Source organism: Streptomyces sp. CoH27, from assembly GCF_020181035.1.
In the GTDB taxonomy this organism is placed as follows: Bacteria; Actinomycetota; Actinomycetes; order Streptomycetales; family Streptomycetaceae; genus Streptomyces; species Streptomyces camelliae.
The window spans coordinates 311,677-328,667 of sequence record NZ_JAIQYY010000006.1; the positions used below are offsets into that span (position 1 = coordinate 311,677).

Annotated in this window: 15 protein-coding genes and 1 pseudogene; 5 read left to right on the forward strand and 11 right to left on the reverse strand. The window is 72.4% G+C overall.

Annotated elements, in window-relative coordinates:
* Positions 1-73: 73 nt before the first annotated feature.
* Positions 74-820, reverse strand: coding sequence for a lysophospholipid acyltransferase family protein (locus LE548_RS12080; RefSeq protein ID WP_374116066.1), 747 nt, complete (start codon positions 818-820; stop codon positions 74-76).
* Between the two features lie 118 nt (positions 821-938).
* On the opposite strand from LE548_RS12080, the gene LE548_RS12085 reads away from it, so the two are divergent.
* A complete protein-coding gene (locus LE548_RS12085) occupies positions 939-1,742 on the forward strand; it encodes a carboxylesterase (RefSeq protein WP_225096758.1) in 804 nt (267 codons plus the stop codon).
* Positions 1,735-2,331, forward strand: coding sequence for a hypothetical protein (locus LE548_RS12090; RefSeq protein ID WP_225096760.1), 597 nt, complete (start codon positions 1,735-1,737; stop codon positions 2,329-2,331). The genes LE548_RS12085 and LE548_RS12090 overlap by 8 nt, the downstream gene beginning before the upstream one ends.
* A 7-nt stretch (positions 2,332-2,338) precedes the next feature.
* Here LE548_RS12090 and LE548_RS12095 read toward each other — a convergent pair whose 3' ends face one another.
* The 6 genes from LE548_RS12095 to LE548_RS12120 form a co-directional block, all read right to left on the reverse strand.
* On the reverse strand, positions 2,339-3,091 hold the full coding sequence (locus LE548_RS12095) for an endonuclease/exonuclease/phosphatase family protein (RefSeq protein ID WP_225096761.1): 753 nt from the start codon (positions 3,089-3,091) through the stop codon (positions 2,339-2,341).
* A gap of 150 nt (positions 3,092-3,241) precedes the next feature.
* The gene (locus LE548_RS12100) at positions 3,242-4,195 is read right to left on the reverse strand and encodes an ROK family glucokinase (RefSeq protein ID WP_225096762.1); all 954 of its coding nucleotides are present in this window, start codon (positions 4,193-4,195) and stop codon (positions 3,242-3,244) included.
* 67 nt (positions 4,196-4,262) lie between these two features.
* Positions 4,263-4,763 carry a DUF5304 domain-containing protein gene (locus LE548_RS12105; RefSeq protein WP_225096763.1) on the reverse strand — a complete coding sequence of 167 codons (501 nt, stop codon included), beginning with the start codon at positions 4,761-4,763 and terminating at the stop codon, positions 4,263-4,265.
* Positions 4,764-4,819: 56 nt separating this feature from the next.
* Positions 4,820-5,995, reverse strand: coding sequence for an ArsA family ATPase (locus tag LE548_RS12110; RefSeq protein ID WP_225096764.1), 1,176 nt, complete (start codon positions 5,993-5,995; stop codon positions 4,820-4,822).
* 43 nt (positions 5,996-6,038) lie between these two features.
* The gene (locus tag LE548_RS12115) at positions 6,039-6,518 is read right to left on the reverse strand and encodes an SRPBCC family protein (RefSeq protein WP_225096765.1); all 480 of its coding nucleotides are present in this window, start codon (positions 6,516-6,518) and stop codon (positions 6,039-6,041) included.
* A gap of 132 nt (positions 6,519-6,650) precedes the next feature.
* On the reverse strand, positions 6,651-7,406 hold the full coding sequence (locus LE548_RS12120; RefSeq protein ID WP_225096831.1) for a metallophosphoesterase: 756 nt from the start codon (positions 7,404-7,406) through the stop codon (positions 6,651-6,653).
* 369 nt (positions 7,407-7,775) lie between these two features.
* Here LE548_RS12120 and LE548_RS12125 point away from each other — a divergent pair, with 369 nt between their 5' ends.
* On the forward strand, positions 7,776-9,572 hold the full coding sequence (locus LE548_RS12125) for a long-chain fatty acid--CoA ligase (RefSeq protein WP_225096766.1): 1,797 nt from the start codon (positions 7,776-7,778) through the stop codon (positions 9,570-9,572).
* Positions 9,573-9,585: 13 nt separating this feature from the next.
* On the opposite strand, the pseudogene LE548_RS46460 reads toward LE548_RS12125, so the two are convergent.
* Both LE548_RS46460 and LE548_RS12140 read right to left on the reverse strand, forming a co-directional pair.
* Positions 9,586-11,102, reverse strand: a pseudogene (locus LE548_RS46460) (GMC oxidoreductase).
* 101 nt (positions 11,103-11,203) lie between these two features.
* A complete protein-coding gene (locus LE548_RS12140; RefSeq protein ID WP_225096767.1) occupies positions 11,204-12,346 on the reverse strand; it encodes a glycosyltransferase family 4 protein in 1,143 nt (380 codons plus the stop codon).
* 117 nt (positions 12,347-12,463) lie between these two features.
* Between LE548_RS12140 and LE548_RS12145 the strand changes: the two genes are divergently transcribed.
* Entirely contained in the window at positions 12,464-13,699 is a 1,236-nt protein-coding gene (locus LE548_RS12145) for a glycosyltransferase 87 family protein (protein WP_225096768.1), read from the forward strand.
* 135 nt (positions 13,700-13,834) lie between these two features.
* Here LE548_RS12145 and LE548_RS12150 read toward each other — a convergent pair whose 3' ends face one another.
* Positions 13,835-15,157 (reverse strand): MATE family efflux transporter, encoded by a 1,323-nt coding sequence (locus LE548_RS12150; RefSeq protein WP_225096769.1) that lies wholly within the window; start codon positions 15,155-15,157, stop codon positions 13,835-13,837.
* 104 nt (positions 15,158-15,261) lie between these two features.
* Between LE548_RS12150 and LE548_RS12155 the strand changes: the two genes are divergently transcribed.
* Entirely contained in the window at positions 15,262-15,795 is a 534-nt protein-coding gene (locus tag LE548_RS12155; protein WP_225096770.1) for a PadR family transcriptional regulator, read from the forward strand.
* On the opposite strand, the gene LE548_RS12160 is transcribed toward LE548_RS12155, so the two are convergent.
* Positions 15,776-16,966, reverse strand: coding sequence for a hypothetical protein (locus LE548_RS12160; protein WP_225096771.1), 1,191 nt, complete (start codon positions 16,964-16,966; stop codon positions 15,776-15,778). The genes LE548_RS12155 and LE548_RS12160 overlap by 20 nt on opposite strands.
* Positions 16,967-16,991: the final 25 nt, after the last annotated feature.

Below are 16,991 nucleotides of genomic sequence, written 5' to 3' on the forward strand. Positions count from 1 at the left end.
TCGCCACCGGCGCGCCCTTCGGCTCCCTCGCGCTCGCGCTTGGGCATCTCCCCCGGTCCCCCCAGCCCCTCTGCTAAGCCTCTTGAGACTCCGGCTTCTTCTCGGCCTTCTCGGCCTTCTCCGCCTTGTCGGCCTCCTTGGCCGCCTTCGCCGCCTCCGCGATCTGCCGCTTGGCGGCGGTCGCGTACATGTCGACGTACTCCTGGCCGGAGAGCTTCATGATCTCGTACATGACCTCGTCGGTCAGGGCGCGCAGCACGAAGCGGTCGTGCTCCATGCCGGCGTAGCGGCTGAAGTCCAGCGGCTTGCCGATCCGGATGCCGGGCCGCATCAGCTTCGGCATCACCTTGCCGGGCGGCTGGATCTTCTCCGTGTCGATCATGGCGACCGGGATGACCGGCGCGCCGGTGGCCAGCGCCACGCGCGCGAGGCCGCCGGGCTTGCCCCGGTAGAGCCGGCCGTCGGGCGAACGCGTGCCCTCGGGGTAGATGCCGAAGAGCTCGCCGCGCTCCAGCACCTCTATGCCGCTCTTGATCGCGGCCTCGCCGGCGCCGCGCGCCCCGGAGCGGTCCACCGGGAGCTGGCCGACGCCCTTGAAGAAGGCCGCCGTCAGCCGGCCCTTCACGCCCGGGGTGGTGAAGTACTCGGCCTTGGCGATGAAGGTGACCTTGCGGTCCAGGACCGCGGGCAGGAAGAACGAGTCCGAGAAGGACAAGTGGTTGCTCGCCAGGATGGCCGGCCCCTCGGCCGGGATGTTCTCCAGCCCCTCCACCCAGGGCCTGAAGGCGACCTTCAGCGGTCCTCCGATGGCGACCTTCATCGTGCCGTACAACACCCGTGTGCCTCCCGTTTCCGTCGAACAGACCTTAACCCTTCAGGACCGTCAAAGAGCCCGACGACCCTGGTCGGTGTCAGTGCGGTCGCGTACGGTGAAGCACATGCCACTTCTCCCCGGAGCTGAGCCGTACCGCCACGAGGGCGGGGAGGTGGGGGTCCTCCTCTGCCACGGCTTCACCGGCTCGCCACAGTCGCTGCGCCCCTGGGCGGAGCACCACGCGGCCCACGGTCTGACCGTGTCGCTGCCGCTGCTGCCCGGCCACGGCACCCGCTGGGAGGACATGCAGGTCACCGGCTGGCAGGACTGGTACGCGGAGGTGGACCGCGAGCTGCGGCTGCTCTCCGAGCGCTGCTCCCGGGTGTTCGTCGCGGGCCTGTCGATGGGCGGTGCGCTGGCCCTTCGGCTCGCGGCCCGGCACGGCACGCGGGTCACGGGCGCGGTGGTCGTCAACCCGGCGAACAAGGTGCACGGCCTGTCGGCGTACGCCCTTCCGGTGGCCCGGCATCTCGTGCGGACGACGCGGGGCATCGCCAGCGACATCGCCAAGGAGGGCGCGGCGGAGCTGGGTTACGACCGGGTGCCGCTGCACGCGGCGCACTCGCTGCGGGTGTTCCTGCGCCGGCTGGACGGCGAGCTGCCCCAGGTCACCCAGCCGTTGCTGCTGCTGCGCAGCGCCCAGGACCATGTCGTCCCGGCGGCCGACTCCGCCCGGGTGCTGAGCCGGGTGTCGTCCAGGGACGTATCGGAGATCGTGCTGGAACACAGCTACCACGTGGCGACGTTGGACGAGGATGCGGACCGGATCTTCGAGGAGAGCCTCGCCTTCATCGGCCGGCTCGCACCCGGTGCCGGCAGGGACGGCGCCGGGCAGGACAGTGAGGAAGGGACGGCCTCAGTTGGCTGAGCACGACTCGGACCGCGAGGGTCGCGAGCCGGACGAGCAGGGGGTGCCCTTCGACGAGGACGCCGCCTGGCGGGCCATCGTCGCGGGGTACGGCGAAGAGCCGCCGGACCCGCCGGGCGCGAAGCCCTTCAAACCGGTGCAGGACCTCGCGCTGCCGGCGACGGACGCCGGGCCGGACATCGCCAAGGACACGGCGAAGGACGGTACGGCCGAGCGGGACGAGTCGGCGGGGGCGCCGCCCGTGCGCCCGCTGGGCAGTTCGGTCTCCTTCGCGCCCGGCATCGGCCCGCGCGACTACACGGCGCCCGAGCCCTCGGAGGACGACTTCGACGAGGACGACGAGGGCCACTTCGTCCCGCCGGAGCCGCCCCCGCTGCCGACCGCGGACACCACCGCCAAGTTCGCCTGGCTGGGCGTCGTCGGCGGCCCGATCCTGCTCCTGCTGGCCGTGCTGCTCGGCTGGGACATGACGTGGTGGCTGACCACCCTGGGCATCGGCGGCTTCCTCGGCGGTTTCGCCACGCTGGTGATGCGGATGCGCACGGACGACGACGAGCACGACGACCCGGGGCGCGGAGCCGTCGTCTAGCGAGGCTTCAGCCGACCGGGATCCTGAGGGCGGCCAGGACCGGGAGATGGTCCGTGGCCGCGATCAGGTCGGCGCGAGTGACGCCCGGCTGGTCCAGGGGCACGCCGCAGCCGAGCACTTCGATGCCCTTCGTGGCGAGGACGGCGTCGATACGACGGTGCGGCTCGCTGTACCGCCAAGTCTCCTCGCCGCCCCAGGGGGCCACGGCCCGGCAGTCCTGGAGGGTGCCGGAGAGCAGGCGGAACGTGCGGCCGTCCGGGCCCTCGTTCAGATCACCGCCCGCGATGGCGTGCTCGACGCCGAGTCCGGCGACGCGGTCGAGGAGCATGCCGCCCTGCTCGTACCGCTCGTCCTTGTCCAGGCTCAGATGGCAGCTGATCACTCCCAGGCGGGCTCTGCCGATGCGGACCACCGCCGTGGCGAAGCCGCGCCGGTGCCGGCCGGGGGTGAGCGGGAGGAGGACGTCTTCCGTGCGCTCGACGGTGGCCCGGAGCGAGCAGAGGATCGCCGGGCCGGCGGCGGTGGCTCCGCCGGTGAGGATGACCTGGCCGGATGCAGCGGCCAGGCGGGCGAGCTTTTTGCGCCAGCGGAAGAAGCGGGGAGCTTCCTGGACGAGGACCAGGTCGGGGGCGCAGGCGGTGATGATCCTGGCCAGGGCGTCGGTGTCGTCGCGCATCGAGCGGATGTTGTAGCTCAGGACGCGGATGACGGCGGAACCGTCGGATTCCGTACGGGAGTTGGGAAGCAGCGGGGTCGCCATGCCGTCAATTTACGCCGCGGGGGAGTTGGGGCGCCTCACAGCCCGGGGCGCGGGGTTTCGTGTGCGACTGCCGCGTCGTCGTGGCTTGTCGCGCCCACGCGGCGGAGCCGCATGTTCATACGGCCCCGCGCCCCTTTTCAGCACCGCTTCTTACATGATCGGATCGGGCTCCCGCGCCAGGTCCGCCGCGCCCACCAGGCCCGCCTTGTTGCCCAGCTGGGCCGCGATCACGTCGGCCACCGGGCGCCAGTTGCCGCCGACCAGCCAGCGCTTGTAGGACTTGCGGATCGGGTCGAGGACCAGTTCGCCCTCGTCGGAGAGGCCGCCGCCGACGATGAAGGCGGACGGGTCGAAGAGGGAGGCCAGGTCGGCGAGGCCCGCGCCGGCCCAGCGGGCCAGCTCGCGGTAGGAGTCGACGGCGACCGGGTCGCCCTGGCGGGCGGCCATGGAGATGTGCTTGCCCTCGATGCCGTCGGGGGTGCCGTCGCCGAGCGAGAGCAGCAGCTCCGCGTTCTCGGGGGTGGCGTTGGCGCGCTGCTTGGCGTAGCGCACCAGGGCGCGGCCGGAGGCGTACTGCTCCCAGCAGCCCTGCGAGCCGCAGCCGCACAGCAGGCCGTCCGGGACCATCCGGATGTGGCCGAACTCGGCGGCCACGCCGAAGTGGCCGCGGCGCAGCTTGTTGCCGATGATGATGCCGCCGCCGAGGCCGGTGCCGAGCGTGATGCAGATGACGTTGCGGTGGCCCTTGCCGGCGCCGAACTTGTACTCGCCCCAGGCGGCGGCGTTGGCGTCGTTCTCGACCACGACCGGGAGGCCCACGCGAGCCTCGACCTTCTCCTTCAGCGGTTCCTGGCGCCAGTCGATGTTCGGCGCGAAGTACACCGTCGAGCGCTGCCGGTTCACGTAACCGGCCGCGCCGATGCCCACGCCGACGATCTCGTGCCCGGCGCGCGCGCCCTCCACGGCCGAGGCGATGGCGTCCACGATCGCCTCGGGCGTGCCCGGGGTCGGCACCTTGTGGGTCGAGAGGATGTTGCCTTCCTCGTCGACCACGCCGGCCGCGATCTTGGTGCCGCCGATGTCGACGCCGATGGTGAGTCCCATGAATCCCTCAGTTTCGGTCGAGCCCCGCTACGGCCAACCGTACCCGAGGCCCTGCCGGGAAAGCGCTTCAGTCCAGGTCGATCCGCTCCCCGGGACCCGTGCCCTCGCCCCCGTCGCGCCGGCCGTCGCGGTCCTCGCGCGCCTCACGGGTCAGGTCCTCGGCCGTGCGGGCGGTCCAGCGCTGTTCCTGGGCCTGGACGGCGGAGCGGTAGGCGGCCAGCAGCTCGCCGCCGGCCGCGGCGAGGTGGTCGAAGACGTCCGGGTTGCGCTCTATGACGGGCTCGACGGCGGCCTTGGCCTGCTGGACGACCTGCCGTACCACCTGCTGGGCGGTGGGTCCGGCGAGGCCGCCGAGCAGGGGTGACTGGAGGCCGGACAGCTTGTCGGCGACCGTGTCCACGAACTTCTTCAGTTCCTCGGCGGCCGAGCCCGGCCGCGGGCCGTACTCGGCGCGGCGGCGGGCCTTCTCGGCGGCGAGGTCCTCGGCGCAGGCCGTGGCCCAGGCGTCGGCGTCGGTCGCCCTCGCCGGCTCCTCGTACGGATCGCTTACGGGGCGCTCTTCGCTCATGGCGGACTCCTGACTACGGTTCGCCCGTACGACGTTACCCGAACGGGCGTGCCCGTTCACCGTCCGGCGACGGGCCACAGGCCGGGGTCCGGGGCGAACCGGATGCGCAGTTCGCCCTCGCGCAGACCGGCCCCGGCGACGGTGCAGCGGCGCAGCGCGGAGGGCAGCGGGACGATGCGGCGGAACGGGCCCACGGTGATCACGAGTTCGTCGCCGCGCCGGATGAGGTCCAGCTCGTCCCGTATCGCGCCGGGCAGCGGGATGTGCCAGACCAGCACGCCGTCCTCGGCGATCCGGTCGCCGACGGGCCACCCGACCGGGGCGGGCGCCGGGTTGACGGGCGGTACGGCGAGGGCGGCGAGGTCGTCCTCGCCTCGGGGGTCGCGGCCCAGGTGGGGGACGGGGTGGACGTCGTACGGCAGCTCCTGCCAGTCGGCGAGGGTCTTGCGCTGCTGGGCGAGCAGTCCCGCGAGCCAGCTGTCGGGAGCGGTCTCGGGCAGGGTGCGGTGGGCGATCAGGGCCTCGACGGGCAGGCCGCGCAGGGCGAGGCCGAGGCCGGCGGTGCGGACGGCGTCGGCGCCGGCCGGACCGGGCTCGGCGACCAGGCGTACGGCGGTCGCGCGGTCGGTGAGGACGGCCTCGACGGCGGCCAGCTCGACGTCCCAGCGGGCCGCCGTCTCGTACAGCCAGTCGGCGGGCATGGGCACCCCGGCGAGCCGGCCGAGGACCGGCCGCAGGGCGCGGGCCGCCTGCCGCTCGGGCGGGAGCAGGCGGCGCAGGTAGCGGCGCAGCTCCTCGGGCAGACCGAGCAGGGCGAGGGCCTGCGGGAGGGGCGGGAGGTCGACGACGAGGAGGTCGTAGCGCTCGCAGAGGGCGGCGTCCCGCAGGGCGCGCAGGAAGGACAGCTCCTCGGCGCCGGGCAGCGGGGTGACCTCCTCGGCGTCCAGCCGGGACGCGCCGAGCAGGTCGAGGACGTTGGCGGCGCGGGTCTGGAAGGCGGCGAGATCGTCACGGAAGCGGTCGGCCGCGTCGGGCCGCCAGACGGTGAGCTGCGGCGCCGCCTCGTGCGGGGCCGGTCCTGTCGGGGAGCCCAGGGCCGCGCCGGGGGTGTCGGTGCGGTCGGCGCTGAGCAGCAGCGTGCGGGTGCCCGCACGCGCCGCGCGCTGTGCGGTCGCGGCCGCGATGGTGGTACGACCGCTGCCGCCGGGGCCCATGATCAGGATGGTGCGCATGAGGGTGAACGGTACCGTCGTGCGCGGGGGGTGTACGGGGCGACTACTTCTCCCCCGACGCCTCCCCTGACGTCTCCCCCGACGCCTCTCCCGACTCCACCCTCTTCTTCAGACCGGCCAGCGCCCGGTCGATGATGACCTTCTCCGCCTTGCGCTTGATCATGCCGAGCATGGGGATCTTGACGTCGACGGTGAGCCGGTAGGTGACCTCGGTGGCGCCCTGACCGGCCGGCTTCAGCACGTAGGAGCCGTCCAGGGAGCGGAGCATCTGGGACTTCACCAGGCTCCAGGAGACCTCGCCACCGCCGGTCCAGGTGTAGGCGAGGGTCTGGTCGTCCTTGATGGCGCCGGCGTCCATGACGAGGCGGACCTGCTCGGCGCGGCCCTGGTCGTCGGTCTTGAGGACCTCCGCCTCCTTCACCTCACCGGTCCAGTCCGGGTAGCGGGCGAAGTCGGCGATCACCGCCATGACGTCGGCCGGGGCCGCCTCGATCGTGATGGTCGAGCTGGTGTGTTCCGCCATCGCCGTGGCTCCTCCAGATGCGGGCCGTACTGAGGTAGTCGTGCGCACGTGTGTGCAGCGTGAAGGCTACCGCGCCACCGGTCCGCGGCCTTCACCCCGTCCCGCGCCCCCGGACACCGGTCGTCGCCCCCGTCACCATTCGAGCGCCCAGGGCTTGCCCGTCCCGGCGAAGTGGCCCACGTTCACGCATTCCGTGGAGCCGATCCGCATCCGGCGGGCGAGCGGCTGATGGACATGCCCGAAGAGCGCGTAGCGGGGTTTCGTGCGGCGGATGGCGGCCAGCAGGGCGCGGCTGCCGCGTTCGAAGCGGCGCGCGACGGTGTCGTAGACCAGTTCGGGGACCTCCGGCGGGATGTGCGTGCACAGCACGTCGACCTCGCCGACCGCCTCGATCTTCGCCGCGTACTCCTCGTCGTCGATCTCGTACGGCGTCCGCATGGGTGTCTTCAGGCCACCTCCGACGAAGCCGAAGACACGGCCGCCGATCTCCGCCCGCTGGCCGTCGAGGACCGTGGTGCCGGGGCGGGCGTACTCGCTCCACAGCGGCGGCATGTCGACATTGCCGTACGTGGCGTACGTCGGGGTGGGGAACGCGGCGAACATCTCGGCGTACTGCTTGCGCACGGCCTTCTCGATGGCGGCGGCCCGGTCGGTGCCGATGCCGCCCCACAGCCGGGCGCCGAACTCCCGGGCCTCCTCGAAGCGGCGGGCGGTGCGCAGCTCGACGATGCGGTCTGCGTTCTCCTTGCCGAACAGGTCGGGGAAGATGCCGCGCGAGTGGTCGGCGTAGTCGAGGAAGAGGACGAGGTCGCCCAGGCAGATCAGGGCGTCGGCACCCTCGCCGGCCCGGGCCAGGTCCCGGGCGTTGCCGTGCACGTCGCTGACCACGTGGACGCGGGTCCTGCGACCCGGGGCGGCTCGGTCTGCGGCGGGCGGTTCTGCGGGCGGTGTGGATGCCATGGCGATCAAGCGTAGGCGTGTGTGATGTGCGTGAACAGTGCCGGTCCGGCCTGGGGTTACTCGCCGGTCGGTTCAGCCGTGGACTACTGTGCGCAAAAGGAACGCCAACGTGTGTGACGCAGCGAACATCTGGCTCGGACCCCCTGTCGGGAACGCCATACCGGCGGGTAACGTCCGGGCAGTCCAGTCGTGCTCCGGATTTCAGCCACCGAAAACCCGAGCATCAGCCCGAGCCTTGGACCACACCGTCGCATCACACAGTGTCGTGGCGCCGGCGCCCTATGAGGAGCAGCAGTCTTGCGCGAGTTCAGCCTTCCGGCTTTGTACGAGGTCCCTGCGGACGGCAATCTGACCGATATCGTCCGCAGAAACGCCGCGCAGCATCCCGACGTCGCCGTCATGGCCCGCAAGACCGGCGGTGCCTGGCAGGACGTGACGGCCCGGCAGTTCCTGGCCGAGGTGCACACCGCCGCCAAGGGCCTCATCGCCGCCGGGGTGCAGCCGGGCGACCGGGTGGGCCTGATGTCCCGCACCCGGTACGAGTGGACGCTGCTGGACTTCGCGATCTGGAGCGCGGGCGCGGTCACCGTGCCGGTGTACGAGACCAGCTCGCCGGAGCAGGTGGGGTGGATCCTGTCCGACTCGGGCGCGACCGCGTGCATCGTGGAGCAGGCGGGTCACGCGGCGGCCGTGGAGTCGGTGCGCGAGTCGCTGCCCGCCCTCAAGCACGTCTGGCAGATCGACGCCGGCGGCGTGGAGGAGCTGGGCCGGCTCGGGCAGGACGTCTCCGACCAGACGGTGGAGGAGCGCAGCTCGCTCGCCCGCGCCGACGACCCGGCGACCATCGTCTACACGAGCGGTACGACGGGCCGGCCCAAGGGCTGTGTGCTCACCCACCGCAGCTTCTTCGCCGAGTGCGGGAACGCGGTGGAGCGGCTGCGTCCGCTGTTCCGCACCGGTGAGTGCTCGGTGCTGCTCTTCCTTCCGCTCGCGCATGTCTTCGGGCGGCTGGTGCAGATCGCGCCGATGATGGCGCCGATCAAGCTCGGCTGTGTCCCGGACATCAAGAACCTCACCGACGAACTGGCCGCGTTCCGGCCGACGCTGATCCTCGGCGTGCCGCGGGTCTTCGAGAAGGTGTACAACTCCGCGCGGGCCAAGGCCCAGGCGGACGGCAAGGGCGCGATCTTCGACAAGGCGGCGGACACCGCGATCGCCTACAGCAAGGCGCTGGACAGCGCCTCCGGCCCGTCCTTCGGCCTGAAGGTCAAGCACAAGGTCTTCGACAAGCTGGTCTACAGCAAGCTGCGCGCGGTGCTCGGCGGCCGGGGCGAGTACGCCATCTCCGGCGGCGCCCCGCTCGGCGAGCGGCTCGGCCACTTCTTCCGGGGCATCGGCTTCACGGTGCTGGAGGGCTACGGCCTGACCGAGTCCTGTGCCGCGACCACGTTCAACCCGTGGGACCGGCAGAAGATCGGCACGGTCGGCCAGCCGCTGCCGGGCTCGGTGGTGCGGATAGCGGACGACGGCGAGGTGCTGCTGCACGGCGAGCACCTGTTCAAGGAGTACTGGAACAACCCGGGCGCGACCGCCGAGGCGCTGGCCGACGGCTGGTTCCACACCGGTGACATCGGCACCCTGGACGAGGACGGCTACCTCAGGATCACCGGCCGCAAGAAGGAGATCATCGTCACGGCGGGCGGCAAGAACGTCGCCCCCGCGGTGATCGAGGACCGGATCCGGGCGCACGCGCTGGTCGCGGAGTGCATGGTGGTGGGCGACGGGCGGCCGTTCGTGGGCGCGCTGGTCACCATCGACGAGGAGTTCCTGGGCCGTTGGGCCGAGGAGCACAGCAAGCCGGCGGGCTCCACCGCGGCGTCGCTGAAGGACGACCCGGATCTGAACGCGGCGATCCAGGCGGCGGTCGACGACGGCAACGCCGCGGTGTCGAAGGCGGAATCGGTGCGGAAGTTCCGCATTCTGTCCTCCCAGTTCACGGAGGAGTCGGGCCACCTCACCCCGTCGCTGAAGCTCAAGCGGAACGTGGTGGCGAAGGACTACGCGAACGAGATCGAGGCCATCTACGCCAAATAGCCCGGCAGTTGTCTCATGGCGCGGTGTCCTCGGCGAGGACCCGCGCCATGGTGCGTTCGGCGAGCGCGGTGATGGTGACGAACGGGTTCACGCCGATGTTGCCGGGCACGAGCGAGCCGTCGGTGACGTAGAGGTGGTCGTACCCCTTCACCCGGCCGTAGTCGTCCGTCGCCTTCCCGAGGACGCAGCCGCCCAGCGGGTGATAGGTGAAGTCGTCGGCGAAGACCTTGCTGCTGGAGCCGAACAGGTCGTAGCGGTAGATGGTGGCGTTGGCCAGGTTGATCCGGTCGAACAGCTTCTTGGCCATGGCCACCGAGACCGCGCTCTGGGCGGGCGTCCAGCCGAGCTTCACCGCCCCGGACGAGGAGTCGTACGAGAAGGACGCCCGCTCGGGGTTCTTGGTGATCGCCAGATAGAGGCTGACCCAGTGCTCGAAGCGCATGGGCAGCGGGGCGATCCCCCGGCGGACCTCGGCCTTCATAGGCGCTGAGCCGGTCCAGCGGTGCCGGACCGGCTCTCGGCGAGGCGGAGTCACTACCCCTGTTACGGTCCACTCGTTGCCGTGGTTGTTGCCTTGGCCTTCTCCCCACGAGGGGGACTCCTTCCTGGCTCACGCCGGAAGGTTTGACACCTGGCGGAGCCCGATGTCCGTCCACCACAGGCCCTGCGGCGGGGACCGGTCGCGACCAGTCCAAGGGAAGCGGGAAGCTTGGTTGTCGCCTCCAGCCGCCCCTGACCGTAGCGAGGCGCAGGCAGCGGGCGCACCTCGTTGCCCGACACATTCACTCAATAGGGTGGCGAGTCAAACATTGGCGCCAGCCATGGGCACAACCTCGCCGACTACAACGCCGCACCGGCGGCCTCCTGCTCCATGTACCCGAAGTCGTAGACGTTCGGCACGAAGGTGGTCTTCAGGCCCGCGTTGCCGGCGGCCTTCCGGGAGGTGCGGGCGAACTGGTACCACTCGGTGGACTCGAACCAGGTGGGGTCGACGGTATTGACGCCGAGCATGGCGCGGGCGCGCGGGTAGTAGGTGCCGTACATCTCGTCGGCGTCGACGGTCGGGAACTGCTCGGCGAAGTACGACTTCACGGGGGTGACCGCCATGCCGCCGTTGACGAGGGAGCCGCCGCCGACGCCCCGGCCGACGAAGACGGACATGCCGTCGTAGTGCACCCGGTCCAGGACACCGGGGTAGGCGCTGATGTCCTTGTTGACGACGTCCAGCCACAGGAAGGTGGCGAGCGGGGCCTCGGTGCGGGTGCGGAACCACATGGAGCGCTGGTCGGGGGCGAGGGTGGAGCAGAACACCTTGCCGTCGCCGCCGGCGGTGTTCCACAGCCGGCCCATCGCCAGGACGAGGGTACGGATGCCGGCCTGGCCGAACCGGAGGGCGGCGACGGCACCGCCGTAGCCCGAACCGACCACGATGGCCGGGGAGTTGTCGACGGAGTCGGGTTCGGCGGCGTGGGCCGACTTCAGGCCGATGCGGGTGAAGCCGAGGGCGGCGGCCGTCTGGAGGGCGACCATGCCGAGGATGTGACGTCTCGTCAGCTGACGCTGCATCAGTTTTGCTGTATGCGCGCAGCATGGGCGGATTTTTCCGTTCCGCCTAGAGTCCCCGGGACGTTTTAGAGAAGGGCTTTGAGCTTCTCCGCGAGCAGGTCCCAGCGCCAGCGCTCCTCCACCCACTGGCGGCCCCGCTCCCCCATCCTCCTGCGCAGCTCGGGGTCCTGGAGCAGCGGGATGATGCGGTCGGCCGCCTCCGCCGGGTCGCCGCCCCGGACCACCCAGCCGGTCTCGCCGTCCAGGACCGCGTCCGGGGCGCCGCCGGAGTCGCCCGCCACGACCGGGAGGCCGGTGGCGGAGGCCTCCAGGTAGACGATGCCCAGGCCCTCCACGTCCAGGCCGCCGCGCCGGGTGCGGCAGGGCATGGCGAAGACGTCGCCGGCGCCGTAGTGGGCGGGCAGCTCGGACCAGGGGACCGCGCCGGTGAAGCGGACCGAGTCCGCGACGCCGGTCTCCTGGGCCAGACGGCGCAGGTCCTGCTCGTAGGGGCCGCCGCCGACGACGAGGAGCACGGTGTCGGGCTCGGCGGCGAGGATGCGGGGCATGGCCTGGATCAGGGTGTCCTGGCCCTTGCGCGGGACCAGCCGGGAGACGCAGACCACGACCGGGCGGTCGGTGAGGCCGAGGCGGGCGCGGACCTCGTCGCCGCCGGAGCCGGGGTGGAAGGTCTTCTCGTCGACCCCGGGCGGCAGCTGGACCATGCGCCGGGCGGCCGCCGGGGTGAGGGCGGTGGCGATCCTCGACCGCGTGTAGTCACCCAGATAGGTGATCGTGTCCGTGGACTCCCCGATCCGGCGCAGCAGCTGCCGGGCGGCGGGCAGCTGGGCCCAGCCGGCCTCGTGCCCGTGGGTGGTGGCCGCCAGCCGCTCGGCGCCGGCCTTGCGCAGCGCGGGTGCCATGAGGCCGAGCGGGGCCGCCGCCCCGAACCACACCGACGTACAGCCGTGTTCGCGCAGCAGCCCGGCCGCCCGCCGGGTGGTCCGCGGGGTGGGCAGCAGCATGGTCGTCCGGTCGCGTACGACGGTGAAGGGCTGCTCGGCGTCGAAGGCGGCCGTGGCCTCGGCGCCCTCCCGGCCGCGCTTCCATGTGGAGGCGTAGACGACCAGCCGGCCGGGCTCCAGGCGCAGGGCCATGTTGTGCAGGAAGGCCTGGATTCCGCCCGGCCGGGGCGGGAAGTCGTTCGTGACGATCAGGGTCTTGCGCATCACCGCCGACCCTACCGAATCGGCCGTCCGGAGCCGGGTACGGCCGAATCTGTGGCAGGTACACAGCCAGACACGACATCATGGTGACCGGCCTGAACGCGAACGGCAGGGGATCACGTGGAGACGAAGGGTGCCGGGCGGTCCCTGGCATGGCTGCTCACGATCTGGGGCGTCACCCGTCTGGTACTCCTGCTGTTCGTCTTCCAGGTGTGGGTCTTCCCGGGCCCGGACGTCACCTCCGACGTGTCGGTGATCTACCGCGGCTGGTACGAGGTCCTGCGGCACGGAACGTTTCCGCTGGACGACGTGACCTGGCAGTACCCGCCCGCCGCGGCCCTGCCGGTCCTCGCCCCCGCCGCCCTGCCCTTCCTGTCGTACGCGCATGCCTTCTTCATGCTGGCGTTCCTCGCCGACGCGGTCGTGCTCCAGCTGCTGCTGTACCCGGCCGGGCGCAGCGGCCGGTCGCTGCGCGGGGCCTGGGTGTGGGTGGCGGGCGTGCCGCTGCTCGGCCCGACGGTGTTCGCCCGCTACGACGTGATGGTGACCGCGGTGGCCGTGGCGGCGCTGCTCGCGGGCGTCCGCCATCCGCGGGTGATGGGCGCGCTGACGGCGTTCGGGGCACTGCTGAAGGTGTGGCCGGCGCTGCTGCTGGTGGGCTGCTTCCGGCGCCGGGCGTGGGCGTCGGCGGCGGTGACCGCGGCCGGGCTCGCCGCGCTGTTCGCGGTGTCCATGCCGGGCGCCTTCGCCTTCCTGACCTTTCAGCGGGACCGGGGCACCGAGGTGGAGTCGCTGGGCGCCCTGGTCTTCCATGTGGCCCGGCACTTCGGCTGGCACGGACAGGTGCTGCTGAACTACGGGTCGCTGGAATTCCTCGGCCCGCATGTGGAGCAGGTGAGCACGGCGGCGCTGGCGCTGACCGGGGCCGCGTTCGGCTGGCTGCTGCTGTGGCGGCTGCGGGTGACGCGCCGGCCGCCGCACACCCTCGCGGACGCGGCGTTCACGGCGGTGCTGGTGTTCACGGTGACCAGCCGGGTGATCAGCCCGCAGTACCTGGTGTGGCTGGTCGGACTGGCCGCGGTCTGCCTGACGTTCCGGGCGAGCCGGATGGGCGTGCCCGCGCTGCTGGTCGTGCTCGCGTCCTTCGTGACGGTGCTGGAGTTCCCGCTCGGCTTCGGGCACGTGGTGACGAGCGACCGGTACGGCGTGCTGCTGCTGGCGGTCCGCAATGGCCTGCTGGTCGCCGCCACCGTCCTGGCGGCCCGCCGCCTGTGGCGCGCGACCGTCCCCCCGGCCCCCGCCGCACCCCTGCCGCCCGAGCCGGCCCGGCCCCGGGAGACCCCGGTCTCGTCCTGACCCGGTCGGCCCACGCCAGGAGACGACGGCCGGCCCACGGCACCCGGCAGGCCACGGCAGCGCGCTGCTGCCAGGGAAGCCTCGGCCGCCGCAGCACACCGGACCGACCGCGACGCGGCCCCGGTCCCTCGCGGCTCACCCGGCGCGGGCCAGGGACATCCCGGCGTTCTCGTGGTGGCCGGCCCTTCGCAGCAGCGCTGTCACGGCCGCGCACTGCACGCCCATCGCGAGCGCCAGCGCCAGGCAGACGCCGGGCAGCCCGAGCCCGGCCAGGGCGTACGCCAGCGGCAGCTGGACGGCCGTGCCGAGCAGAGTGACCCGGAGCAGGGCGGGCGCTCCCCCGCTGCCCTCGAAGACTCCGCCGAGCGCGATGAAGCAGGCCATCAGCAGCAGGTAGGGGCCGATGCAGCGCAGGAACAGCACGCCCTGGCGGGCGACTTCGGGTCCGGCGCCGAAGGCGGCCATGATCCAGGGGGCCGAGACGGCGAACAAGGCGGTGGCGGTGAGCCCCAGGAGTCCGGCGAGCAGCACCGCCTGCCGGCCGATCTCCCGCCGCGCGTCCGTGCCGGCGCCCCGGGTGTGCGCGGTGTGGATCGCGGCGGCCTGGCGTACGGCGTAGAAAGCCATGGTGGCGACGTACATGACCTTGTAGGCGATGGCGTAGGCGGCCACCACGGTCACCCCGAGCCGCGCCACGATCGCAATCAGGACCAGCGCTCCGCCCTGGCGCACGGTGAAGTCGGCGGACATGGGCAGACCCGTGGCGAAGGTGCGGCGCAGGGCGCCCGTGACCGGTCCGGCGGGCGGGGCCCCGGCCGCCGTCCGCAGCAGGGCGTCACGGCGCAGGGCGCGCAGGCCCACGGTGAGGGCGGCGCAGCGGCACAGCACGGTGGAGGCGGCGGCGCCCGGGACCCCGTAGGCGTGGATGAGGACCGGGTCGCACACCAGGATCAGGCCGTTCGCCAGCAGCGCGAGCCGCATCGGCGTGCGGGTGTCGCCGGCGCCCTTGAGGATGCCGTCGACGAGCTGCTGGGCGAAGAAGACGGCCATGCCGGGCAGGGAGATCGCGAAGTAGGCGCCCGCCAGGCGCAGGGCCGCGCTGTCGTCGCCGCCGAGGACCAGCCCGGCCAGCGGCCCGCGCAGCAGGAAGCCGCCGGCCGCGACCACGGGGGTGACCAGCGCGCACAGCGCCCAGCCCCCGCGTACGGCGGCCCGTACGGCAGCCGGGTCCCGGGCGCCCCGGGCATGCGCGACCAGCACCGTCGTACCGGAGGCGAAGACCAGCGCGACCCCGAGCAGCACGTTCTCGGTGTTGGTGGCGACGGCCACGGCGGCGACGGCGGCTCCGCCGAGCCGGGAGACCCAGACGGTGTTGATGATCCCCGACGCGACCGAGGCGAGCAGCGAGAGGTAGACGGGGTGGGCGAGCGCGATGAGCTGTCTGCGGTGGGCGTTCACGTGATCCCCCTCTTATCGAGCTACCACTAATCGAGGTAGCTCGATAAGAGGTAACATGGCGTCCGAGGCCGCCGCAAGGGGGCACCGCACGCTGAGGAGAACCGGTGCTGGAGTTGTCGATCCTGGGGTTTCTCGCCGAGGAGCCGCTGCACGGCTATGAGCTGAAGGAGCGGATCAAGGCGCTGAGCGGGCATGTCCGCCCGGTCAGCGACGGCGCGCTCTACCCGGCCATCAACCGGCTGGTCGCCGCCGGACTGCTGGACCAGCGCACCGAGGAGGGCGCGAGCGCCGCCCCGCGCCGGGTGCTGTCCCTGACCGGGAAGGGACGCGCGGAGCTGCTGGAGCGTCTGCGCAGCCCCAAGCAGGCGGAGATCACCGACCACGTCCGCTTCAACACCGTGCTGGCCTTCCTGCGGCACCTGGACGACCCCGCCGGGCAGGCCGCCGTACTGCGCCGCCGGCTGGACTTCCTCCAGACTCCGGCCAGCTTCTTCTACCGGCAGGGCGAGCCGGTGCGGGCCGAGGAGGCCGGGGACCTGTTCCGGGAGGGGATGCTGCGGGTGGCCCGGGCCACCGGGCAGGCCGAGCGGGCCTGGCTGCGCGAGGCCCTGGAGACGCTCAGCCGAGCTGACTCCTGACGTACGCCCGCCAACTCTCGGTGAACGCCTCCGGGGTGGTCCCGAGCACGGTCTTCAGCGCCGCCTCGACCGCGCCCGCCCGCTGCTGACGGTCGCCGACGGCCCGGTAGAAGGCGCCGAGCCGGGCCGTGCCCCAGTGACCGGCGATCATCCGGCAGGCCAGCCAGCCGCTCTCGTAGGCCTGGGCCAGCTTGACGGGGTCGCTGGTGAAGCCGAAGTCCTTGTCGGTGGGCAGGGCGGCGGGGGTGAGACCGTCCCGGACGGCGCGGGTCAGTTCCGGCGCGACCTCGGTGGGGGTGCGGCCGGTGCCGAGGTAGCCGATCCAGTCCGCATACCCCTCGGAGAGCCACAGCGGGGTCGCGGCGGTGGTGTGGGCACGGGTCGCCACATGGGTGGTCTCGTGCGTGAGGACGACCTGTTTGCCGAGGTCACCGAGGACGGCGTACGCCTCCGGGTTGACCACCACCCGGTCCGCGGGCGCCTTCCCGGAACCCCCCACCTCACCGGTGGTGACGGCCGCGATGCCCCGGTAGTCCGCGGCGGGCGAGCCGAGCAGCCCGCCCATGCCGGCCAGCGAGCGCGGCACGAGCACGACGACCCGGCGGCTCCAGTCACCGCCCCACACCCGGGAGACGGTCGGCACGGCCCGGTCGGCGAGCCCGGCGTAGGCACGCAGCTCGGCCTGCGTCCGGCCGGTGCCCAGCACCAGGCTGTGCGCACCCCGGACGACGGTCACCGAACCCTGGTCCCACAGCTGCTGCCCGGCCTGCCTGGCGGGCTCGTCGGCGGCGACGTACCACTTCCCGTCCGCGGTACGGCCGAGGGTGAGGGTGCGCTGGGCGTCGACCGGGGCGGTGTCGTACCCGGCGACGCGATAGTTCAGCTCGGCGTCGGCCGTGGCGCCGGTGGCGGTACGGCGTACGCCGGTGACCCGATAGGCCCAGGAGGCCAGCGGGAGCGCCCGTAGCCGGGTGTACTCGGTGCGGGTGCCGGTGGCCGCGTACGCCGGCTCGTCGTGCCGGAGGAGGGCGGCCGAGCGCCGGTCGAGCAGGTGCTGCACCTCGGTGCGGGCGGTGTCGGCCGTCGTGCCGCTGCCCGCGCATCCGGTCAGGGGCAGCAGCAGGGCGAGGCCGGCGGCCCCGAGCCACCCCACTCTTGCGCGACCGGTCATTTCCCGATCGTAACGGCGGCCGACA

Excerpts from the sequence above, each read along its gene's own strand:
- LE548_RS12105 (WP_225096763.1), bottom strand. The coding sequence starts at position 4,763 with ATGAGCGAAGAGCGCCCCGTAAGCGATCCGTACGAGGAGCCGGCGAGG.
- LE548_RS12160 (WP_225096771.1), bottom strand. The coding sequence starts at position 16,966 with ATGACCGGTCGCGCAAGAGTGGGGTGGCTCGGGGCCGCCGGCCTCGCC.
- LE548_RS12115 (WP_225096765.1), bottom strand. The coding sequence starts at position 6,518 with ATGGCGGAACACACCAGCTCGACCATCACGATCGAGGCGGCCCCGGCC.
- LE548_RS12080 (WP_374116066.1), bottom strand. The coding sequence starts at position 820 with ATGAAGGTCGCCATCGGAGGACCGCTGAAGGTCGCCTTCAGGCCCTGG.
- LE548_RS12100 (WP_225096762.1), bottom strand. The coding sequence starts at position 4,195 with ATGGGACTCACCATCGGCGTCGACATCGGCGGCACCAAGATCGCGGCC.
- LE548_RS12095 (WP_225096761.1), bottom strand. The coding sequence starts at position 3,091 with ATGGCGACCCCGCTGCTTCCCAACTCCCGTACGGAATCCGACGGTTCC.
- LE548_RS12110 (WP_225096764.1), bottom strand. The coding sequence starts at position 5,995 with ATGCGCACCATCCTGATCATGGGCCCCGGCGGCAGCGGTCGTACCACC.
- LE548_RS12140 (WP_225096767.1), bottom strand. The coding sequence starts at position 12,346 with ATGCGCAAGACCCTGATCGTCACGAACGACTTCCCGCCCCGGCCGGGC.
- LE548_RS12085 (WP_225096758.1), top strand. The coding sequence starts at position 939 with ATGCCACTTCTCCCCGGAGCTGAGCCGTACCGCCACGAGGGCGGGGAG.